This is a genomic window from Streptomyces sp. NBC_00190 (assembly GCF_036203305.1).
Lineage (GTDB): Bacteria > Actinomycetota > Actinomycetes > Streptomycetales > Streptomycetaceae > Streptomyces.
Genome location: NZ_CP108131.1, coordinates 1,984,116 through 2,004,687 on the forward strand (window position 1 = coordinate 1,984,116; position 20,572 = coordinate 2,004,687).

Consider the following 20,572-nt stretch of genomic DNA (forward strand, 5'->3'; position numbering starts at 1 on the left):
CCGTACGGAGAACCACCCGTGACCGCCTTCGCCCCCGACTCCCTGGTGCTGAACCGGAAACTGCCCCTCTGGTACCAGGTGTCGCAGTCGCTGCGCGCCTCGATACTCGGGCGCACCCCGGACGCCTCGCTGCGCCTGCCCACGGAGGAGCAGCTCGCCGAGCACTACGGGGTGAGCGTGCTGACCATGCGGCAAGCACTCAAGGAGCTGGAGGGCGAGGGCCTGATCAGCCGGCACCGGCGGCGCGGCACCTTCATCGAGCCGGGCGCGCTGCGCGGCGCCCCGGTGCGGCTGCTGGGTTCGGTCGACGCGATCGTGGCGCAGCAGTCCGGCGACCGTACGACGATTCTCGGCCACGGGCGCACCGCCGTGTCCGGGGAGCTGCTCGCGCACTTCCCGGACACGCCCGAGGTGGTCACCTACCGCCGGCTGCGGCACGACCGCGCGAGCGGCGAGCCGACGAACTGGGTGGAGAACGCGGTCCTTCCCGAGTTCGCCGAAGCGGTGGATCTCGCCGATCTCGAACGGTGGCCGATGACGAAGGTCCTGCGGGACGTCGTCGGGGTGCGCATCAGCCGGATCACGGACACGGTGGAGGCCCGGCTCGCCGACCCGGAGACGGCCGAGCTGCTCCAGGTCCCGCTGCTCAGCCCGATCCTGCACTACACGGGCGTGACCTACGACGAGGACGGCCGGGTGGTGGACGTGGCGAGGATCCGCTACCGCGGCGACCGGTTCTCCTTCACGGTGACCGTCGACGCGCACTGAGCGGCTGCGGCGGCACCGCCCTGGAGCCTGCTACTTCTCGTCGTCCTCCGTGGTGCGCTCACCCTCCGCCTGGGACGGCGTCGTCCGCATCGTCTGGGGGTGCCGCTGCTTGCGCTGAGCCTCGTCCATGTCCTCTTCGAGCCGCTCACCCTCGGCCTGCGAAGGAGTCGAGTATTCGTCGTACTGACTCATGACCGTCTCCTCGGTCGATACGGAACGCATGCGATGTACGCCCATATAGGACTTATGCCTATATAAGGAGCGTAGCGCTTCGGTCTCGGCGCAGCCCGGCCGCCGGATCCCGTCGCTACCATCGGCGGCGTGAGCGAAGACGTACCGCTGCTGGACGATCTGATGCCCTGGGCCGTGGGGAGCCTGCGCCTGGGCCGCGCCTGGGTGGCCGCGCCCGATCCGGCGGCCCTGCGCGCCCGCTGGGCGGCCCTGACCGGCGCCGAAGCCGCCGAGCGGGAGCGGCTGTTCCGCCCGAGCCGGGGCCGTACGCCCGCCGCCGGCGCGGCCGCGCTGCCCGGTCAGCGCTCGGCCACCGCCCGTTTCGCCGACGCGCCCGGCCCGTGCCCCGAGCCCGTACGAGTCCTGCGCGACCCCTTCGACGAGCAGTGGCTGCTGCCCGACCAGCGGCTCATCGACACGGCCCGCCCGGAGCTCTGGCGGGTCCTGGACGGGCATCAGCTGTTCACCGTCGAGACCCCCGACCTGCTGGTCACCCCGCACCTCCCGGCGGGCCGGCTCGGCCGGATCCGACCGCTGCACCGGCGTCCCGGCGGCGCCGAGCCGAATCTCGCCCCCGGCCTGCTGCCGCTGCTGGGCGAGCGGTACGGCGGCTGGGCGACCCCCCAGGACGTGCTGTGCTGGATCCTCGCGGCGGGCCGCCCCGGGCCGCGGGGGTACGAGGTCCCGCTCACCGCCGACCCGGAGCGCTGGCGGGCCGGGCTGGAGCTGGGCCACCGGCTGCTCGGCGTCCAGCTGCGCGGGGCCCGCGGCGGGGAACCGCCCCGGCTGCCCGGCGGGCGCCGCCCGTACGTCCGCTCGGCACTGGCGGCGTGGCCGCACGAGCTCGCGTACGACCCCGCGAGCGAGACGCTGGGCCTCGGCGGCGGGACCGTGTCCCCCGTACCGGCCGGCGCGTGGGAGTACGAGGTGCAGGGCGCCCGCGTGCTGGAGGCGTGGCTCGCCGCCCGCGGCGCGCACCGCGACCCGGCCGCCGACGGGCTGGAGGCGCTCGGCCCGGCCGAATGGCCGCAAGCCTGGACCTCGGAGCTGCTGGCCCTGGTCACGACCCTGGCGCTGCTGGCCGATCTGGCCCCGGAGCGGGCCGCGTTCGAGCCGGGTCCGGGGCTGTCCGCCGACGAGCTGCGCGCGGCCGGGGTGCTGCCTCCGCCGCGCTGGGCCAGGCGTCCGGCCTCGGTCCTGGACCACCAGGAGGAGGGCCCGGGCGGGCAGTTCGCCCTGCTCTGACGTCGGCGCCCGGAGCCCGGCCCCGGCCCGTCGGCCCCCGGCCGCCGTACAGGAGGGATCCGGACAGGAGGGTTACGGACCCCACGCCCCCAGCAGCCGCGACATCGCGCGGTCGAACGCCGCGACCAGATCGGGCCCCGCCTCGGTGATCGGCACGGCGCCGCCCGTGAGGGCCGCCGCCAGCCGCGGGTACTGCCCGGTGGCCAGCCGCGAGCCGATCCACGCCGCCCGTACGCCCTGCTCCTCGGCCTCGCTCCAGGGCAGCGCCCGGGCCCGCTCGGCCAGCGCCAGCTCGCCCGCCACATAGGTGGACACCATGCCGTTGACCGCGGCGACCAGCTCCAGCTTCTCGCCGTCCGGCACGGCCAGCGGCGCCAGGCAGTCCAGGCTGTGCTCCAGGTACCGCAGGGCGTTGGGGCTGAAGCCGTGGACGGGGCTCAGCAGCCGGGGCAGCCACGGGTGCCGGTGCATCAGCGCCCGCGTCTGGCGGGCCAGCGCGAGCAGATCGGCCTGCCAGTCGCCGGTCGGCGCGGTGAACTCGTACTCCCCGCTGACCGCGTCGACCATCAGCTCGTACAGGTCCTCCTTGCGCGGCACGTAGTTGTACAGGGACATCGTCCCGGCGCCGATCCCGGCCGCCACCCGTCGCATGGAGACGGACTCGATCCCCTCCTCGTCGGCGATCCGCACCGCCTCGGCGGCGATCGACTCGCGGCTGTGCGCGGGCCGGGGTCCGCGGCCGGCCCGCTGCGGGCGGGCCCAGATCACTTCGGGTTCAGCGGGTCGCCCGCCGGCAGTCATCGCTCAGATCACCTCGTCGTCTCGCCACCATCTTAGTTACGTACGCCGTACGTAGTGAGGTAGGGTGCCGCACATGACAACTACGTACGCCGTACTTAGTGAAGGCTTGGAGAAGAACTACGGGCAGGTCCATGCCCTGCGCGGCCTCGATCTCGCCGTGCCCGAGGGCACGGTCTGCGGTCTCCTCGGCCCCAACGGCGCGGGCAAGACCACCGCCGTCCGGATCCTCACCACCCTCACCGCACCCACCGGCGGCCGCGCCCTCGTCGCCGGCCACGACGTCACCCGCGACCCCGCAGTCGTCCGCCGCGCCATCGGGGTCACCGGCCAGTACGCCTCCGTCGACGGGGATCTGACGGGCCGGGAGAACCTGCGGCTCTTCGCCCGCCTCGCCGGACTGCGCGGCTCCGCCGGCCGGGACCGCGCCGACGGGCTGCTGGAGCGCTTCGGACTCGGCGAGGCCGCCGACCGGATGGCCGGCACGTGGTCGGGCGGCATGAAGCGGCGCCTGGACCTGGCCGCCGGGCTGATCACCCGCCCCCGCGTGCTCTTCCTGGACGAGCCGACCACCGGCCTGGATCCGGCGGCCCGCGAGCAGATCTGGACCGCGGTACGGGACCTCGCCGCGGAGGGCACCACGGTGCTGCTGACCACCCAGTACCTGGAGGAGGCCGACCGGCTCGCCGACGACATCGTCGTCGTCGACCGCGGCCGGGCCGTCGCCACCGGCACCCCGGCGGAACTGAAGGCCCGGATCGGCGCCTACGCCGAGGTCGCCGTCACCGCGCGCGAGGCACTGGCCGGCGCCGCCGTCGTACTGGACCAGCTCACCGGCGGCCGGCCGACGCTCGACGAGGAACGGCTCACCGCCGGTGTCACCGTGCTCGACCCCGGCCTCACCCTGCCCCGGATCATCCGCGCGCTCGACACGGCCGGCGTCCCGGTCACCGACGCGAGCCTGCGCCCGCCCACCCTCGACGAGGTGTTCCTGCGCCTCACCCGCGTCCCCGCGGCCCGGAAGGAGAACGCGGCATGAGCACCGTGCTGTCCGACGGCGGAGCCGTCCTCACCCGCCAGCTCCAGAAGGCCCGGCACGCCCCGGCGCTGCTGATCCTCACCCAGACCATGCCGATCACCATGCTGCTCTTCTTCGGCTACGTCTTCGGCAGCGCGCTCGCCATGCCGGGCACGGAGTACCGCGAGTTCCTGGTTCCCGGACTCCTCGCCGCGACCTCCGCGAACGGCCTGATGACGGGCATGTTCACCGCCGCGCAGGACGCCCACCGCGGGGTGATGGACCGCTTCCGGACCCTGCCGATGAGCCGCAGCGCCGTCCCGCTCGGACAGACCGCCGCGGACCTGCTCACCACCGGCGTCTCCATGGTGCCCCTGATGCTGGTGGGGCTGGCGATGGGCTGGCGCGTCGAGAACGGCCTGCCGGGCGCGCTCGGCGCCCTGGGCCTGCTCCTGCTGTTCCGCTTCGCCACCGCGTGGGTGGGGACCTACCTCGGCCTGGTGAGCAGGAGCGAGGAGGCGGCGGGGCAGCTCGGCAGCGCCACCTTCGTCCTGCCGATGCTGTCCAGCGCGTACCTGCCGACCGCCGGGCTCCCCGCCTGGCTGCGTACGGTCGCCGAGTGGAACCCGATCAGCGCCGTCGCGACCGGCGTCCGCGAACTGTGCGGAAACGTCGGCGGCGGGGCGGCCGAGGCCGCGGCGGGCGCCGCCTGGCCGGCCGCGCATCCGGTGGCCGGTGCGCTGCTCTGGTCGGCGCTGCTGCTCGTGCTGTTCGTGCCGCTCGCGACACGGCGGTTCGCCCGGGGCACGGCGGGCTGACATCCCGGGGGGGGGTGACAGGCTGGGGTCGGACGGGATAGGCATCGGTGCCATGAACACCGAAAGCGCCGCGCCCGAACCGCTCCCCCTCGCCGGCATCACCGTCGTCGCCGTCGAACAGGCCGTCTCGGCCCCCTTCGCCACCCGTCAGCTCGCCGACCTCGGCGCCCGGGTGGTCAAGGTCGAGCGCCCCGACGGCGGCGACTTCGCGCGCGCCTACGACACCGCCGCGCACGGCCTCGCCTCGCACTTCGTGTGGGCCAACCGCGGCAAGGAGTCGATCGCGCTCGATCTGAAGGACCCACGCGGCCGGGAGGTCCTGCACGGCCTGCTGGCCGGCGCCGACGTGTTCGTGCAGAACCTCGCGCAGGGCGCCGCGGCCCGGCTCGGGCTCGACTCGGCCGCGCTGTGCGCGCGTTACCCGCGGCTGGTCGCCGTGGACGTGTCCGGCTACGGCGCCGAGGGCCCGTACGCCCACAAGCGCGCCTACGACATGCTCGTGCAGTGCGAGGCGGGCCTGGTCTCGGTGACCGGAACGCCGGAGCAGCCCGTCAAGGCGGGGATCCCGGCGGCGGACATCGCAGCGGCCACGTACGCCTTCTCGGGGGTCCTCGCCGCCCTGCTGCGCCGCGGGATCACCGGGCGCGGGGGCAGGGTGGAGGTGTCCATGCTGGACGCGCTCGCCGAGTGGATGGGGCATCCGCTGCACCACACGATGCACGGCGGGGAGCAGCCCGTGCGCACCGGCCTCGCCCATGCCGTGATCGCACCCTACGACGCCTACACGACGGCCGACGGGGACCGGGTGCTGCTGTCGGTGCAGAACGACCGGGAATGGCGGCGCCTCGCGCAACAGGTGCTGGACCGGCCGGAGTTGGCCGAGGACCCGGCGTACGCGACGAACGCGGCGCGCACCGCCAACCGGGAGAAGACCGACGCGGTGGTGGCGCAGGCACTGGGCGGGCTGGGCGCGGACGAGGCGATCGGGCGGCTGGAGGCGGCGGGCATCGCCTGCGCGCGGCTGAACTCGGTGGCCCAGCTGGCCGCGCATCCGCAGCTGGCGGCCCGGGACCGCTGGCGGGAGGTGGGATCACCGGCCGGTCCGCTGCGGGCCCTGTTGCCTCCGATCGGGCTGCCGGGCGGCGCGGCACCGCACATGGGTGCGGTGCCCGCGCTGGGTGAGCACACCGATGACCTCTTGCGCGCCCTGGGGATGGCGGGCGCACAGATCTCGGAACTGCGCCGGGACGGTGTGATCGCGTAGGGCCGGGTGGCCGGATGCCGGAAGGGCGAACGGCTGCGGGTGCGGGGCCTGTTACGAACGGCGGCTGCCGAAGAGCGTGCGACGCAGACGGCGCAGCGGCGCGAAGAGCGAGACGCGCGCGCTCCGGCTCCGCAGACGGTGCGTGTGGTCGCGGGAGGTGAGCTCGCGCATCAGCAGCGTCGCCTCCGCGGTCTCCCGGTGCGGGACGGCGGGTCCGCCCAGCACGGCGAGATGGCGGTCGAGGCGCGAGCTGGTCGCACTGCTGCCGCAGGTGATGGCAGGCACGCGAGGCGGCCTGCTGCGCATTGCTATCTGTTCCATGATCTCTCCCCACCCGTACGAGGGCACCCGGCCCGGGCAGGTTAACCCTATCGCCCCCGCGTCGCGCGCGGGTATCCCGGTGGTGTGAATTACCCGTGTGGCGACGGGGAGTTGACGATTACTCAGCGCAGTTGCCCGTCACTCTCCGCACAGAGACCGGCACGGAAATCACGCTCTGGAAGACCTAGGCGCCAGTCCCGTCACGACAGGGGCCACTTGGCGCGCGCTGCGCTAACTTGGAGTGACCGATCGATGACACATGGGCGCACAGAAGCATTCGGGGGGCTCGCGTGAGTGAGGAATCCAACTCCGATCGTGTCATCTCGGGCCGCTACCGGCTGCTGGAACAGATCGGCCGCGGCGGGATGGGCATCGTGTGGCGGGCCCGGGACGAGGTCCTGGCCCGCGACGTCGCCGTCAAGGAGGTACGGGCGCCCGCCGGGATCGAGCCCGCCGAACTGCGGCGGATGTACCGGCGGCTGGAGCGGGAGGCCTGGGCGGCGGCGCGGGTCACGCACCGTGGGGTCGTCACGGTCTACGACGTGGCCTCCGAGGACGGCCGGCCGTGGATCGTGATGGAGCTGGTGCGCGGGCTGACGCTGGCCGACGTACTGGAGGCCGAGGGGCCGCTGACCCCGCAGCGCGCCGCGCACCTCGGGGAACAGGTGCTCGCCGCGCTGCGCTCCGCGCACGACTCGGGGGTGCTGCACCGGGACGTGAAGCCCGGGAACGTGCTGATCGCCAATGACGGCCGGGTGGTGCTGAGCGATTTCGGGATCGCGAGCCTGGAGGGGTCCTCGGCGATCACGATGACGGGCGAGGTGGTCGGCTCTCCCGAGTTCGTGGCGCCGGAGCGGGTGCTGGGGCGCGATCCGGGACCCGAGTCCGACCTGTGGTCGCTCGGGATCATGCTGTACGCGGCCGTCGAAGGGGTTTCGCCGTTCCGGCGGGCGACCGCGCCGGCCACGCTGCGGGCCGTGGTGGACGAGGAGTTGCCGCCGCCTCGCCGGGCCGGGCCGCTGGAGCCCGTACTGGAGGGGCTGCTGCGCAAGGACCCGGCCGAGCGGCTGTCCGCGACGGAGGCCACCCGGATGCTGCGGGTGGTGGGCGCGGGCGGGACCGTACGGGCCTCGGGCGGGCCGGTGTCCGGGCCGGACTCGCCGACGGCCGCCGCGCATCATCATCACCACCGGCAGGAGTCGCAGCGGTCGCCGTACGGGGAACCCACGCCGCCGGTACCGGGGCCTGCCTCGGAGCGGATCCGGGAGCCGGGGCCCGGGGCGGCGCCCCGCCAGGGCCGGGCCGGGGCGGTGCTCACGGCCGGGATCGTGGTGCTGCTGCTGGCGCTGGTCGCGCTGGGGTGGCTGCTGCTGAAGGACCGTGAGGGCGACGACCGCGGAGGCGCCGGCCCGGCCGGCCCGGCGACCACCGCCCAGGCCGTCACCACTGCCGCCTCCGCCGCCCCGTCCGCCTCGGCGTCGCCCTCGGCCCCGGCTTCGGCGTCGGCGTCCGCCTCCCCCGCCCAGCACGTGTCGGTGTACGTCGACACCGTGCGCGCCTCCTACAGCGGCGGCTGCCCGCCGCCCCCGGAGCGCGCGCCCTCCTTCACCGCCACCGTCGAGGTGGAGCGCACCCCCGTCGAGCTGGAGTACCGCTGGGCCACGCGGAGCGGGAAGACCTCCGGCCCCGGCTGGCGGTCCGTCACGTACGAGGAGGGCGGGCCGAGGAGCCGGCGGCTGGAGCACACCGAGCTCACGCACGTGCCGGACGCGGTGTTCGAGGACGCGGTCCGGCTGGAGGTGCGGGGGCCCGCGGAGGTGGCCACCCAGTGGGTGGGGACCTCCGTGACCTGCGAGAAGGAGACCCCGACGAGCGGGGTCCCCTCGCCTGGCGCGAGTACGTCGACGACCCCGTCGGCAGAGCTGCCGACGGAGCCTTCCGTCAGTTCGCCGGCCGCTCAGGCGGCGTTGGTGAAGACCGGCAGGTAGCCGCCGGACTGTCCGGCCGCGGTCGGGTGGTACGACTCGCCGATGTTGAGCCAGTTGACGCTGTGCAGCCACGCGTCGCCGGAGCAGATCTCGTGGCCCGTGAAGGCTCCCGCGACCGAGGCGAAGGTGAAGCCGTGGTCGGCGGCGCGCTTGGCGATGGCGGCGTTGAGGTAGTCGGCGGCCCCGTTGATGGCGGAGCGTTCGCCTTCGGTCAGGCCGGTGGCGCAGGTGCCGTTCAGCTTGTAGAAGCGGGGATAGCCGAGTACGACCACGTGCGCGTTCGGCGACCGGCTGTCGATGGCGTTGTAGACCTGGTCGAGCTGGCCGGGGAGGGTGGAGTCCACGTACGCCTTGGCCTGGTTGACGCGGTTGACACAGGTGGATTCGGACTGGAGCACACAGGTCGTCATGACGTCGGAGAATCCGGCGTCGTTGCCGCCGATGGTGATGCTGACCAGGTCGGTGCCGGAGTTCAGCGGGCCGAGCTGGCCGGAGAGGACGTCACCCGTACGGGCGCCCGAGCACGCGGCGAAGGAGAAGGTCTGCGGGGCATGAGCGGCGGCCCACAGGGCCGGATATGCACGGGTGGTGCGCTTGCAGGCGCCACTGGCGCCGTCGTAGTTGCCGGCGCCGACGCCGGAGGAGTACGAGTCGCCGAGGGCGACGTAGCCGAAGTCGGCCTGGGCTGCTGCGGCCGCCTGGCCTGCGCCGAACAGGGCGGCGCCCGCGGCGAGTAACAGGGATGAGGCGAGCGCGGCGAAGCGCGGGATTCTCATGCTCATGTGTGCGGCTCCTTGTGGGGGTTACTCCTGAGTCCGTGGTACAAGGAGCCGAGCGTGGCTGGAAGTGTCCATGCCAAGAATATTCGGGGCAGAGTTGCGGCCCGAATCTTCACTCCCGACGCGTTTGAAGAGGGAACTCGGCCACCCGATCCGGCGAAACACGGGTGCACGAGGCCAACTCGTGCCGGATCATGGGCGCCATGCCAGCCAACCCGCATGACGCGCTGCCGATCCGGCTCAACGTCGACGACAGCGACTCGCCGTCGGATGTCGTCGACGCGCTGTTCCTCGGCCGGTTCGCGTCAGGCGAGCAGCCGTTCTCGCACAGCGTGTCGATCGACCGGGTCCGGCCGGGAGCCACCCTGCTGCCGCCCGGGGCCAGCGTGTTGCGCTCGGCGCGCGACAGCGACCGCAGCGCCACCCTCGCCGAGGGCGAGGGCTGGACCATGCTCGTCTCCCGCTGGAGCCGGGGCGCGGACGTCACCGTGACGGCGGTCAGCGACGAACTCGCCGCCGATGTGCTCGGCGAGGCCACGGAAGGGGCACAGGACGACCCCGAACCGCAGCCGGAGAACGTCACGATGGGCTTCTGGTACGTCTCCCCGCGCCGCGGCCCGTACCGGACGACCCGCCAGATCGCCGCCGGGACCTGGGCCGAGGTGCGGCCCAACTACACCGCGCCGGTGGCCGGGGCGATGGACCGGCTGATGAAGGTGACCCCGGACGACATCGCGGGCCGGCTGCTCCTGCTGCACGGCCCGCCGGGCACGGGCAAGACCTCCGCGCTGCGCACGCTGGCCCGGTCCTGGCGGGACTGGTGCCAGGTGGACTGCGTCCTGGACCCCGAGCGGCTGTTCAACGACGTGGGCTACCTGATGGACATCGCGATCGGCGAGGAGGAGGGCACGGCGAAGGGCCGCTGGCGGCTGCTCCTGCTGGAGGACTGCGACGAGCTGATCCGCGGCGAGGCCCGGCACACCGCCGGGCAGGCACTGTCCCGTCTCCTCAACCTGACGGACGGTCTGCTGGGCCAGGGCCGCAACGTTCTGGTCGGCGTCACGACCAACGAGGACCTCGAACGCCTCCACCCGGCGGTGGTCCGCCCGGGGCGCTGCCTGGCCCGCATCGAGGTGGGCCGACTGACCCACCGGGAGGCGGTGGACTGGCTGGGCACGGACGAGGGCGTCTCCCGCGAGGGCGCCAGCCTGGCCGAACTCTTCGCGCTGCGCCGGGGCACGGGCCCGGCGGCCGTACTCCCGCCGCAGCCGCACTCGTCCGAGGCAGGGCTCTACCTGTAGGCGGACCCCGGCGGCAGCCCTTAGCGGGCGGCGAACCGGGCCCGGAGGGCGTCGGCGGCGGCGGACAGGGCCTCGGCCTCGGTCAGGCCCAGGCGGTGCGCCCGCTCCGCGAACGCCTGCGCGGCGGCCGCGGCCTCGCGGGAGGCTCCCTCCGCCGCCGCGACGAACGTCCCGTGCCGGCCGCGCGTCTCGATCACCCCGTCCGCTTCCAGCGCCCGGTACGCCTTCGCGACGGTGTTGGCGGCGAGCCCCAGCTCCTCCGCCAGCCCGCGCACCGTCGGCAGCTTGAAGCCGGCCGGCAGCTTCCCCGACCGGGCCCGGTCGGCGATCTGCGCGCGCAGCTGTTCGTACGGGGCGGCCGAGCCCGTCGAGCCGTCGATGGTGATCTTCAGGTTTGTCGAGGTCACGCGGCTGATTGTCTCCCATCGCCGGATAATTGGGAGGCGCCGGACCAAAGTCCGCCCGTAGCGTCGGCCGCATGACCGTCCTCATCCGCGATCTCCGCCCGGACGACTCCCTGGACGCGGAGTCCGTCGTACGGGTACGCCGCTCGGCCCTGCCCTTCATGATCACCACGGCCGAGGGCGTGGCCTTCGAGCTCTCCTCCGCCCACCCCGCCGCGCACCACCGCCTCCTCGTCGCCCAGAGCGACGAGGGACTCGTCATCGGCACCGCCCAGGTCGGCATCGCCTACGACAGCCCCGAGCCGGGCCGGTCGTACGTCAACGCGTACGTCGACCCCGCCCACCGCGGCCTCGGCGCCGGCCGCCTGCTGCTCGCCGCGGCGGAGGAGCACCTCGCGGCCCACGGCGCCGTGGACACCTACGCCTGGGTCCTCGACGAGCCCGCCCACCGCGCCTTCGCCGAACGGCGCGGCTACCGCCGCGGCCGCTCCGCCCACTTCCTGCGCCTGGACCTGGCGGCGGCCACGCTGCCCCCGCTCCCGCAGACCCTCCCGGCCGGGGTCGAACTGCGCCCCGCCTCCGCCTTCGCCGCCGATCCGCGTCCGCTCTTCGAGGCCGACGCGGAGACGACCTCCGACGAGCCGGGCGACGTGGGCACCGAGTTGGACGACTACGAGGACTGGCTCGCGCAGACCTGGAACAGCCCGTCCCTCGACAAGGAGCTGACCGCCGTCGTCCTGGTCGACGGCGAGGTGGCCGCGTTCAGCGCCGCCCAGACCGACGGCGCCACCCGCTACGGCTCGGCGATGACCGGCACCCGGCGCGCCTTCCGCGGCCGGGGCCTGGCCAAGCTCGCCAAGACGGCGTCCCTGCACCGGGCCCGCGCATGCGGGTACACGGAGGCGTTCACCGGCAACGACGCGGAGAACGGCCCGATGCTCGCCATCAACACGTGGTTCGGATACGAGATCTGCGCGACCGAGACGCGCTACACGAAGGGGCTGGAGACCGAGTGACCGAGCAACTGACCGTCATCCTGACCAAGGCGGGCCGCGTCAAGATCCGCTACCCGGCGGCGCGGGTCGCCGACGACGGCGACCGCATCTCGGTGCGTGCCCCGTGGGCGGCCGAGGGCGTACGGGACTTCGGGTTCGTCCGCTTCGAGCCGGGCGACGTCTTCGTCGAGCACTTCTGGCGGACCCGCTGGTACGCGGTCAAGGAGGTGTGGACCGGCGACGGGGTCCTCAAGGGCTGGTACTGCGACGTCACCCGCCCGGCCTTGGTGCGCGGCGGGGAGATCCACGTGGAGGACCTGGACCTGGACCTGTGGGTCTCGGCGGACGGGTCCTCGGTGCTGCGCCTGGACGAGGACGAGTTCGCGCAGAGCGGTCTCACCACGAGCGACCCCGAGGCGGCCGCCCAGGCCGTACGGGCCCTCGACGCCCTGGACGACCAGGCCCGGACCCCGGATGGCCTGCCCGCGCTCCTCGCCTGACCGCGGACCGGCCGAGCCCGGCGACCCCTGTCTGTGGGCCACACCGGTCATCGTCCCGGGCCGTTCGGGGGACGTGCGGCCCGCTCCGGGACTCCCTCGCGCCCGAGGGGGGATCGGTTGTTCCGGCGTCGGCGCTCAGGTCGCCCGCGCCGGAAGCGGCAGCGGGGAACGCCGTCGGGCGTTCTGCGCTGCACGGAGACAGGAGAAGACTGATGCTCGAGCAAGCACGCCGGTGGGCGACGACGGCGACGGTGGCGGCAGCGGCGGGGGCGGTCAGCCTGGTCGGGGCCGTCCCGGCCGCGGCCGGCGGCACGGACATCGGCGACGGCCATCCCACCGTGGTGAACTGCTTCCACAACTCGCTGGCCCTGCAACCCGCCATCGACGGGGCCGCTCCGGGCGAGACGCTGCTGGTGAAGGGGACCTGCGTGGGCCCCTTCACCTTCTCCGTCGACAAGAACCTGACCGTGACCGGTGAGAAGCACGCGGCCCTCAACGGCAACCGGGCCGGCTCGACCGTCACGGTCGAGGCCGGCGTCCGGCTGCAGTTGTCCCACCTGACCGTCATCAACGGCACCGGTACCGCCACCGAACCCGATGCCGCCATTCCCGGTCCCCTCGGCGGCGGCATCCTCAACCGCGGCACGCTGACGGTGAAAGAGGCCACGGTGGCCGGCAACCACGCCAACAACGGCGGCGGCATCTTCAACGAAGCGGGCGCCACGCTGAACCTGATCCGCTCGGTGGTGCGCCACAACACCGCGGCGGACAGCGGCGGCGGCATCCGCAACCAGGGGACGCTGACGCTCTCCGGCTCCACGCTGAGCGACAACAGCGCCGACAACGGCGGCGGCCTCGCCAACTTCGGCTCGGCGACACTGTCCGGCTCCAAGGTGCGCGACAACTACGCCGACAACGGCGCCGGCATCCTCAACGCCAACGCGCTGACGCTGAACCACTCCACGGTGAGCCGCAACACGGCCTCCCTGCAGGGCGGCGGCATCCGCACCGACGGCGGCACCGTGAACCTGACCGATTCCGAGGTACGCCACAACACCGCGAACGGCGGCATCGGCAGCGGCGGCGGCATCTTCAACAACGGCTCCACGGTGACGCTGGACCGCTCCGCGGTGCGCGACAACCGCCCGGACAACTGCGCCCCGCTGGGCAGCGTCACCGGCTGCACGGGCTGACCTCCCCGCCCGCCTTTTCCTGAGCGGCTTCCCCCTGCCTCAGGTGGAGCGTAGGCAGGACCGGACTCCTGCACCTGTTCCGCTGCAGGTCAGGGACGGGGGTCCGGTCCTCACTTCGGCCGAGGGGAGCCAAGCGGGAAGCCACCGCAGGTGAGCTCAGTCTCCCAGGTATGAAGAAGACCACGCTCGCCCACGAGCTGGAGACCTGCGGGTTCATACACCTTTGCCCTGACGAACGGGCCTGGCGCGCGCATGGACACTACGGGCGGGACTTCCCCCGAGGTGATACAGGGTCAGGGAGCGCCCCATCCTCGACGAGATAATGACGAGGCTTCACGCCATCCCGAGGCCGTCCACCAACTCCGGTCTCCTTCCCCCTCCACGCCTACCGCTCGCGCTCTTCGCCGTCTACCCGCGCTTGCTCATAGACCTGGAGAGATTCGACAAGCCGCCGAATCTCATCCTCTGACATCCCGGAAGCCTCGATGTGAATATTTCCACTCTCACCCCTGATGGAAATCGAAACATTTCGGGGCTCATGGTTGCGCGACCTACGCATCACAATCAGGACCGACATAAATGCGGCCGCGAGCGTTACTCCACTCAACACCAATGCCAGGGTTTCAAGAATCACTGTTGCCTCAACTCTGCACGAATAATACTCAAGCCACTAGCAGTGAAGCTGACGAGAAACATGGTGGTTGACCAGGTCGAAATGAATCCCTTGTCAATTGCTGTCTTTTCGTCGGCCAAAGCGGTGATGTAGCCGAACCAGAGCGTTGTGAAGATTGCCAAAGCAGTATTGAGGCAAGCAAGAGCCGTAGTGAGCCATTCGCTACTCGCCCCCTTGGCCCAGAGATCCCCAGCTGCGGCGGCAGCCATGGCCGTAGTGATGATCAGTAGTTCACCGTCCCCGGCCAGGTCCGCGTATGCAACCTGCTCGCCCTTGGTGCTCTTGAAGAAGAAAGCTGCCACCAGCGGGAGAACCGAAAGAATAACCGAGAACGAGAACCAGAGCATGGTTCTGATTACGGCTTTCTCCCACGCAGGAGCCCCTCCGGGCTGGGATGCGGTGGTGGTGATCCGCACAGCCTCGCCCACATTCCCAGAATTTGGCGAAACGGGTTCCTGAGGTGCCGCAGCGGTAGAGTTGGATTCTACTTCTGCCATTTTCGTCCAAGGCTATGAGTGTTGGCGGTTCTGGCGTGGAGCTTGACAGTGCGACCATAGCCGCCAAGCGCTTCCCACGACCCGGGAACTCGGAACATCACCCGGCACGGACCAACAAGCCTTCGGATGCGTTCAGAGGGGAGCCCGGCATCCGGCCACAGGATCGAGTGGTCCGCGGCGTCTCCGTAGTCGACCACCGTCAACTCGCCGAACGGCCGGATGCGGGTGCTGGGGTTGACCAGCCCCTGCGGAACGTTGGGCAGGATCCGTTCGTCGCCCCGAAGCGCACGTGGCCCGTAGGCCGCCCCCCGGTGCCCCAGGCCCATGTCCACCGGCGCTCCGAGGACCGCCACGTCGACGTCGCCGCCGCGCAGGTCGTCCTGGTTGAGGCACAGCGGCACCCCGAAGAACGTGGCGATGCCGGCATAGGCGGGGACGAAGGCGTACCGCTGCAGGTTGATCGGCCCGGGTTCGCGCTCGGGGTCGTGCGAGCGGTCGAGTTCCATCTTCCAGGCATCCAGAGGCACCCCTGCCACGGTCCGGTCCCTTCCGCGCCCTGCGTTGCCGGTCAGAGGACTGGCTCATGGACAGAGCCTCTGGTCCCGCATGCGCATACATCCAGGTGCGCGCCAACGAGGCCCCATGCCCGTTTTGCGCCCGTCCGGGCGGCGCCCAGGCCAAGCGGACCGTCGAGGCATACCGGCAGTCCGAACAGGGGCAGCTGCCCGCAGGCCCGGGAGCCGACTCCCTGACGGCCGCGTTCCGCGCCGTCGAAAGCGGGCTCGCCGAGCATGAACCAGGGCCCGGCGAGGGTAGTCACCGACCGGCGGATCGAACTGCTGTTGAAGATGAAGGCATCGGTGTTGCATCTGTCCTCGGCGAACTACTGCTGGTTCGAGGACCCGGCGAAGGCCTTGTGTCTCAAGCTCGTCGGCACCCGGTCCGCGGCAGCTCCGCTGACCGGGCTGTGTGACAGCTCCCGCTGCCCGCAGGCCACCCACCACCTCGTTCACCGCTCCGTCTGGCAGACCTCGGCTGACGACGGCGCCGTCCTGCTGGCCAGCCCTCGCGGCCCGGCCCAGGAGAAGGACCGTCTGCGGGCCGAGCACGAGCGGTCGATCCAGGTTCGCGAAGAGATCGACACGGCAGCCGGAAAGGCCGGATGACATGGCACTGAGCCATCAGCAGCGCGACCAGATCGAACGGCGTGTCCGCGCGGCCGTCGACCGGCTGCTCAGACAGCGTGCCCCACACACCCGCCGTATTACCCGAACCACACAAAGAACATCACGGCCGAGAAGGCGCGCAGCGTCGCCCCGTCAGAACTGGTTCGCGCCCCGACCGGTCGGAGTCTGCCGCCTCTCCCGTTAGCAGGCCAGCAGGGTCAGCAGGGTTCCATTCCATGTGGCAGGTTCGTCTGCATAAAAGGTCGGGTTACTGGAACCATAGATCCTCAGCCCCCCGAGTTTGCCGTATTCCAAGAAACCAGAACGATCAGTGCACACGTTTCTGATCGTCGCGCCGGGATTGATCAGCTCGGGTGCATCTGGGAAGCCGAGCTGTTGACTGAGGATCGCAGTTTTCGCCGCACCGTTCCGGATGTCGAAGCAGACCGGGAACCCCGGGGCATCCCCCGGGCCGTTCCCCGCTGCGCTTCCGACGGTGATGGTGTTGCTCACGTTACCAACGGTGTGCCCCGTGCCCTCGAGGTAGATGTTCCCGTTTCCACCCTGGACATTCCCCACAGTCCCGTGGCCACCATTGAAGGTATGGCCGGTGGACTTCGGCGCGGGCGGCGGGGTCGGCGTAGCAGACGCCGGCCCACTAACCAAAGCACCGACCAAACACACACCCGGAATTGCTACAGCCAGCTTGACGAAAGGCTTCATCAGCACTCCTCGCAGCGCTCCGACAGGGCAAGCCGTACAGGACCGCCCTCGTTCAATCCAGAACGTCTCACGGTCACCCCTGCAACACCGGACGAACACTCCCACGCTCACTCCTCCAGCCCCTGGAGCTCCCGCCTCTGGCGGGCAGGTTTGAGCTTGTCCCGCTTTGACGGACGGAGACCGATGCCGGGGCAGCCCGTGAATCCGAAGCCCGTCGAAGGCGGATCATTTTGCATTGTTCAGAGAGAACTATCCGCTTGCCTGTTCTCCGAGAGTCGGAGAGTTGCAGAAAAGGGCGATCCGATAGTTCGGTATGCGTCTACGCATCGACCCCCAGGTGGCCCTGACGGTCGTTCGGGAGCGTGTCCGGTTTGTGGATCACGAGCCCTACGCCCCGGCCGACAGCTACTTCCCGGAAGAGCTGGTGCGTGGCACTCCACTCATGAAGCCGGAGGATGTCTCGGCGCCGGGTGGGGTGCTGGCAGCCAGTGGCCTCTTCCGGGTGCGATACGTGGACGAGATCACTGTTCGCATGCCCACTGGTGTTGAGTCGGAGAGGCTGGACCTGCCGGCGGGGACCCCCGTCGCTGTTCATACGAGGACGGGCCACGACAAGGACGATCGCCCGCTGCGTGTCATGGTGACAACGCTGCCGGGTGACCGCCACGTGATCCGCTACGACCTATCGGCGGACTGATGACCACTCATGCTCACAGTGAAGGCGCCTCGCGCACGATGAACGCGGTACACACGGTAGAAGCGGCTCGTATCGACGGAGCTGAGCCTGAGCTGATCTGGTACACGTCCTACGGCTCGAACATGCACCTGGACCGCTTGGCCTCCTACATCGCCGGCGGCGCCCCTCCCGGCGCCGCTCGCCGCTATCCCGGATGCCGCGATCGCCGTCCGCCGGTGCGCTCGGTCCCGGTTGAGCTCCAAGGCCGCCTGTACTTCGCCACGGAGTCTCCGGTGTGGACCGGCGGAAGGGGCTTCTACGACCCGGCGGCTTCAGGCCGAACGCGAGCGCGCGCCCACCTGGTGACAGCACAACAGTTCTCTGACATCGCTGCTCAGGAGATGTATCGAGAGCCCGGGAGCGATTTCGACCTCGCGGAGGTGCTGCGTTCAGGGCGGGACGAGTTGGGGCCCGGCCGGTACGAGACGCTGATCTGCTCCGGCGTGTTGGAACGCATCCCTGTGCTGACCTTCACCGCTCCCTGGGGCGTGCGTGAAGTGGAGTGGGTGAAGCCTTCCGCTGCTTACGTGAAGTACCTGGCGGCAGGCATGTCGGAGTCCGGGGCATGGGACGAGCGATCCATCGCCGACTACCTCTCGGAGTGTCCCGGCGCGGCCGGTCACTGGAGTGCGGACCAGATCGTGGTTCTCCTGGCGTCCACCTGACCGCGCGAGCCGCGGTCGGGCGGTCAGGTGTTGTGGGCACCCGCCTGTCAGTGCCACTGGCCGTGCGCAAACTTTCCCAGCGTTCAGCACGGGGCGTCTGTGTGCCGCCAGAGGGTGGCCGATGGCCACCGAAGACGACCATTGATGGCCGCTCCGGCGCTGGATAGTGCCGGGCTGGAGGATGACCCACCTGGTGGGGCACCAGGATCCCTCGGGGCGAAGGGCTCGGCAGCCCGTTTCCTGAGCGGCTTCTTACCCCTGCCTTAACTGGAGCGTAAGGATCACTTCCAGGGGCCCGAACCCGGCGGAACCCGTGGTTCGGGGGGCTAGCTTGGCCGGGCCAGGACAGGAAGGGCCGGATGTGGCGCCGCCGGGGGGCGGCGCCACGGGGCCCGATTCCGATTCCGCTGGCGCGCCCCTGCCTTGTGCCCGAAGGAGACCCACCCATGTCCGCACGCCGCATCGCCACCCGTATCGCCGCAGTCGGCCTCGCCCCGCTCGCGGTGGCCGCGTACGCCGCCGCTCCCGCGGCCGCCCACGGCTCGATGACGGACCCGGTCAGCCGGGTGGCGGCCTGCTACGCGGAGGGCCCGGAGTCCCCGCGCTCCGCCGCGTGCAAGGCGGCGGTCGCGGCGAGCGGGACGCAGGCGTTCTACGACTGGAACGCGGTGAACATCGCCAACGCCGCCGGGAAGAGCAAGTCGCTGATCCCGGACGGCCAGCTGTGCTCGGCGGGCAACACCAAGTACAAGGGACTGGACCTGGCGCGCGCCGACTGGCCGGCGAGCCCGATGACGGCGGGCGCGCACACCTTCCACTACAAGGGGACCGCGCCCCACAAGGGTTCCTTCGAGCTGTACGTGACGAAGGACGGGTACGACCCGGCGAAGCCGCTGAAGTGGTCCGACCTGGAGCCCGCGCCGTTCGCGAAGGCGACCGATCCCGGTATGCAGAACGGCGACTACGTGTTCTCCGGCACCGTTCCCCACAAGTCCGGCCGCCACCTGATCTACAGCATCTGGCAGCGCTCGGACAGCCCGGAGGCCTTCTACACCTGCTCGGACGTGGTCTTCGGCAAGGACAGCGGCGGCGGTTCGGACTCCAAGCCGAGCACCGCACCCAGCACCGCGCCGAGCACCGCGCCGACCGCCGCCACCCGCACCGGCACCGGCACCGGCACCGGCACCGGGCCCGGCTCGAAGCCCGGTACGGGTACCGCCCCCTCGGCCCCGACGGACCAGCAGATCGCGGCAGGTGCGGACAAGTCCACGGTGGAGCACGGCGGCCACGGCGACAACGACCCGAAGACGAACGGGCAGGCCGCGGCCACCCCGGTGGCGTCGCAGTCCGCGCAGAGCGGCAACCTCGCCGAGACCGGCGGCAACGGCGCCACCCCGACGATCGCGATCGCGGGCGCCGCCACCCTGGCCCTGGGCGCGGCCGTGCTGTTCGCAGTGGCCCGCCGCCGCGCGGCCGGGGGAGCCTCCCGCCGGTAGCCGGGAGGCTCCCCCACGGCCGCCGGTCCGGGCCGCGGACCACGGACCTCGGGCCGCCTGTGCGCCGGTCAGTCGAAGACCGACGCGCAGGTGGTCCGTTCGGCGTGTGCCGGGTCGAGGGCGTTCAGCGCCTCGTGCCAGGCGATGCGGTCCGTGAGACCGATGGCGACGTGCTCCGAGAGGTCCAGGACGCACAGGTCCTGGAGTACGACGTTCTTCACGTTCGGCCCGTCCAGGAACGCGCTCCGGTACGGCGTGACCACCTCGTCGTACTTGGTCGCGATCACCGTGTACGTCACCCCGGGCACGGTGTCCCCGCCCTCGTTCAGCTTGGTCTGGAAGGCGGATCCCGCGATCTGGTCGGCGAGGCCCGGGGTCGCGCTGCTGATCAGGTCCTCGGCCCCGGGGAAGTACGGGAGCAGTTGGGTGAGGCCGAGCAGGGTGGTGCCGTGGTTGTCGGGGGCGAGCCCGACGAGCGCGTTGACCTTGGGGGCGCCGCCGAGGTACTTCAGGTAGTAGCGCGGCATCATGCCGCCCTGCGAGTGCCCGATGATGTCGGTCTTGGCGGAGCCGGTCGCGGCGAGCACCTTGTCGACGAAGACGGCGAGCTGGCCGGCGGACTTGTCGATGGGTCCGAGCCCGTTGAAGAAGGGCACGCCGGGCAGTTGCCCGTAGTCGAGCGAGTAGACGCAGTACCCGCGGTGCACGAGGTACGGCGCGAGGCCGAGCCAGTTGTCGACGGAGTTGCCGAAGGTGCCGTGCACGAGCACGACGGGGCGCGGATGCGCGGCGGACGGCTTGCAGGACCAGTTGTTCCAGCCGCTGCTGGGGGCGGACGCGGCCTGCGCGGTGCCGGTGGGGGCGACGAGCGCGGCGGCGGTGAGGGCGAGGACGGCCAGCGGGCGGAGCAGGCGTCTCCAGGGCAGCATCGTGTGATCTCCTTGCGGATCGACTCAAGGGGATGGAGCGTGGGGGTTCGTCCCGTGATCCGGA

The 20,572-nt window shown here is 71.5% G+C and carries 24 protein-coding genes; 14 read left to right on the plus strand and 10 right to left on the minus strand.

The window, feature by feature from the left end; translation table 11 throughout:
• Positions 1-18 precede the first annotated feature (18 nt).
• Positions 19-768 (plus strand): GntR family transcriptional regulator, encoded by a 750-nt coding sequence (locus tag OG429_RS09765; protein WP_328924906.1) that lies wholly within the window; start codon positions 19-21, stop codon positions 766-768.
• Positions 769-798: 30 nt separating this feature from the next.
• Here OG429_RS09765 and OG429_RS09770 read toward each other — a convergent pair whose 3' ends face one another.
• Complete coding sequence (locus OG429_RS09770) at positions 799-960, minus strand: hypothetical protein (protein ID WP_328924907.1); 162 nt, start codon at positions 958-960, stop codon at positions 799-801.
• A gap of 120 nt (positions 961-1,080) precedes the next feature.
• Between OG429_RS09770 and OG429_RS09775 the strand changes: the two genes are divergently transcribed.
• Complete coding sequence (locus tag OG429_RS09775) at positions 1,081-2,244, plus strand: type ISP restriction/modification enzyme (protein WP_405922397.1); 1,164 nt, start codon at positions 1,081-1,083, stop codon at positions 2,242-2,244.
• Between the two features lie 72 nt (positions 2,245-2,316).
• Here OG429_RS09775 and OG429_RS09780 read toward each other — a convergent pair whose 3' ends face one another.
• Positions 2,317-3,045 (minus strand): TetR/AcrR family transcriptional regulator, encoded by a 729-nt coding sequence (locus tag OG429_RS09780; RefSeq protein ID WP_328924908.1) that lies wholly within the window; start codon positions 3,043-3,045, stop codon positions 2,317-2,319.
• A gap of 73 nt (positions 3,046-3,118) precedes the next feature.
• On the opposite strand from OG429_RS09780, the gene OG429_RS09785 reads away from it, so the two are divergent.
• The 3 genes from OG429_RS09785 to OG429_RS09795 are packed head-to-tail and all read left to right on the plus strand — an operon-like array spanning position 3,119 to position 6,142.
• Positions 3,119-4,081 carry an ATP-binding cassette domain-containing protein gene (locus tag OG429_RS09785; protein WP_328924909.1) on the plus strand — a complete coding sequence of 321 codons (963 nt, stop codon included), beginning with the start codon at positions 3,119-3,121 and terminating at the stop codon, positions 4,079-4,081.
• Entirely contained in the window at positions 4,078-4,878 is an 801-nt protein-coding gene (locus OG429_RS09790) for an ABC transporter permease (RefSeq protein WP_328924910.1), read from the plus strand. Before OG429_RS09785 ends, OG429_RS09790 begins: the two co-directional genes overlap by 4 nt.
• Before the next feature lie 52 nt (positions 4,879-4,930).
• Complete coding sequence (locus OG429_RS09795) at positions 4,931-6,142, plus strand: CaiB/BaiF CoA transferase family protein (RefSeq protein WP_328924911.1); 1,212 nt, start codon at positions 4,931-4,933, stop codon at positions 6,140-6,142.
• A gap of 51 nt (positions 6,143-6,193) precedes the next feature.
• On the opposite strand, the gene OG429_RS09800 is transcribed toward OG429_RS09795, so the two are convergent.
• The gene (locus OG429_RS09800) at positions 6,194-6,463 is read right to left on the minus strand and encodes a hypothetical protein (RefSeq protein ID WP_076046471.1); all 270 of its coding nucleotides are present in this window, start codon (positions 6,461-6,463) and stop codon (positions 6,194-6,196) included.
• Positions 6,464-6,753: 290 nt separating this feature from the next.
• On the opposite strand from OG429_RS09800, the gene OG429_RS09805 reads away from it, so the two are divergent.
• Entirely contained in the window at positions 6,754-8,451 is a 1,698-nt protein-coding gene (locus tag OG429_RS09805; RefSeq protein ID WP_328924912.1) for a serine/threonine-protein kinase, read from the plus strand.
• On the opposite strand, the gene OG429_RS09810 is transcribed toward OG429_RS09805, so the two are convergent.
• A complete protein-coding gene (locus OG429_RS09810) occupies positions 8,421-9,227 on the minus strand; it encodes an SGNH/GDSL hydrolase family protein (RefSeq protein WP_328930214.1) in 807 nt (268 codons plus the stop codon). The two genes, OG429_RS09805 and OG429_RS09810, sit on opposite strands and share 31 nt — an antisense overlap.
• A gap of 206 nt (positions 9,228-9,433) precedes the next feature.
• Between OG429_RS09810 and OG429_RS09815 the strand changes: the two genes are divergently transcribed.
• Entirely contained in the window at positions 9,434-10,531 is a 1,098-nt protein-coding gene (locus OG429_RS09815) for a DUF5925 domain-containing protein (protein WP_405680167.1), read from the plus strand.
• Positions 10,532-10,551: 20 nt separating this feature from the next.
• Here OG429_RS09815 and OG429_RS09820 read toward each other — a convergent pair whose 3' ends face one another.
• Complete coding sequence (locus OG429_RS09820; protein WP_328924914.1) at positions 10,552-10,938, minus strand: GntR family transcriptional regulator; 387 nt, start codon at positions 10,936-10,938, stop codon at positions 10,552-10,554.
• Positions 10,939-11,009: 71 nt separating this feature from the next.
• Between OG429_RS09820 and OG429_RS09825 the strand changes: the two genes are divergently transcribed.
• The 3 genes from OG429_RS09825 (at position 11,010) to OG429_RS09835 (ending at position 13,623) form a co-directional block, all read left to right on the plus strand.
• On the plus strand, positions 11,010-11,951 hold the full coding sequence (locus OG429_RS09825) for a GNAT family N-acetyltransferase (RefSeq protein ID WP_328924915.1): 942 nt from the start codon (positions 11,010-11,012) through the stop codon (positions 11,949-11,951).
• Complete coding sequence (locus OG429_RS09830) at positions 11,948-12,430, plus strand: DUF402 domain-containing protein (protein ID WP_328924916.1); 483 nt, start codon at positions 11,948-11,950, stop codon at positions 12,428-12,430. The genes OG429_RS09825 and OG429_RS09830 overlap by 4 nt, the downstream gene beginning before the upstream one ends.
• A gap of 212 nt (positions 12,431-12,642) precedes the next feature.
• A complete protein-coding gene (locus OG429_RS09835; RefSeq protein WP_328924917.1) occupies positions 12,643-13,623 on the plus strand; it encodes a hypothetical protein in 981 nt (326 codons plus the stop codon).
• A gap of 385 nt (positions 13,624-14,008) precedes the next feature.
• Here OG429_RS09835 and OG429_RS41410 read toward each other — a convergent pair whose 3' ends face one another.
• From OG429_RS41410 to OG429_RS09845, 3 genes are read right to left on the minus strand one after another with little or no spacing between them, the layout of a single operon-like run.
• Entirely contained in the window at positions 14,009-14,257 is a 249-nt protein-coding gene (locus tag OG429_RS41410; RefSeq protein WP_443051242.1) for an effector-associated constant component EACC1, read from the minus strand.
• Entirely contained in the window at positions 14,254-14,793 is a 540-nt protein-coding gene (locus OG429_RS09840) for a hypothetical protein (RefSeq protein ID WP_328924918.1), read from the minus strand. Before OG429_RS09840 ends, OG429_RS41410 begins: the two co-directional genes overlap by 4 nt.
• A complete protein-coding gene (locus tag OG429_RS09845) occupies positions 14,781-15,299 on the minus strand; it encodes an arginase family protein (RefSeq protein ID WP_328924919.1) in 519 nt (172 codons plus the stop codon). The genes OG429_RS09840 and OG429_RS09845 overlap by 13 nt, the downstream gene beginning before the upstream one ends.
• A gap of 285 nt (positions 15,300-15,584) precedes the next feature.
• On the opposite strand from OG429_RS09845, the gene OG429_RS09850 reads away from it, so the two are divergent.
• Positions 15,585-15,959 carry a hypothetical protein gene (locus OG429_RS09850; protein WP_328924920.1) on the plus strand — a complete coding sequence of 125 codons (375 nt, stop codon included), beginning with the start codon at positions 15,585-15,587 and terminating at the stop codon, positions 15,957-15,959.
• A 201-nt stretch (positions 15,960-16,160) separates the two neighbouring features.
• On the opposite strand, the gene OG429_RS09855 is transcribed toward OG429_RS09850, so the two are convergent.
• Positions 16,161-16,472 (minus strand): hypothetical protein, encoded by a 312-nt coding sequence (locus OG429_RS09855; RefSeq protein ID WP_328924921.1) that lies wholly within the window; start codon positions 16,470-16,472, stop codon positions 16,161-16,163.
• A gap of 523 nt (positions 16,473-16,995) precedes the next feature.
• On the opposite strand from OG429_RS09855, the gene OG429_RS09860 reads away from it, so the two are divergent.
• From OG429_RS09860 to OG429_RS09870, 3 genes are all read left to right on the plus strand, one after another.
• Entirely contained in the window at positions 16,996-17,379 is a 384-nt protein-coding gene (locus OG429_RS09860; protein WP_328924922.1) for a UTRA domain-containing protein, read from the plus strand.
• Complete coding sequence (locus OG429_RS09865) at positions 17,379-18,083, plus strand: histone deacetylase (protein ID WP_328924923.1); 705 nt, start codon at positions 17,379-17,381, stop codon at positions 18,081-18,083. Before OG429_RS09860 ends, OG429_RS09865 begins: the two co-directional genes overlap by 1 nt.
• Positions 18,084-18,529: 446 nt before the next feature.
• Positions 18,530-19,579 (plus strand): lytic polysaccharide monooxygenase auxiliary activity family 9 protein, encoded by a 1,050-nt coding sequence (locus OG429_RS09870; protein WP_328924924.1) that lies wholly within the window; start codon positions 18,530-18,532, stop codon positions 19,577-19,579.
• Positions 19,580-19,647: 68 nt separating this feature from the next.
• Here the strand turns inward: OG429_RS09870 and OG429_RS09875 are convergent, their stop codons facing one another.
• Positions 19,648-20,508, minus strand: a complete 861-nt coding sequence (locus tag OG429_RS09875) for an esterase/lipase family protein (RefSeq protein ID WP_328924925.1) — start codon at positions 20,506-20,508, stop codon at positions 19,648-19,650.
• Positions 20,509-20,572: the final 64 nt, after the last annotated feature.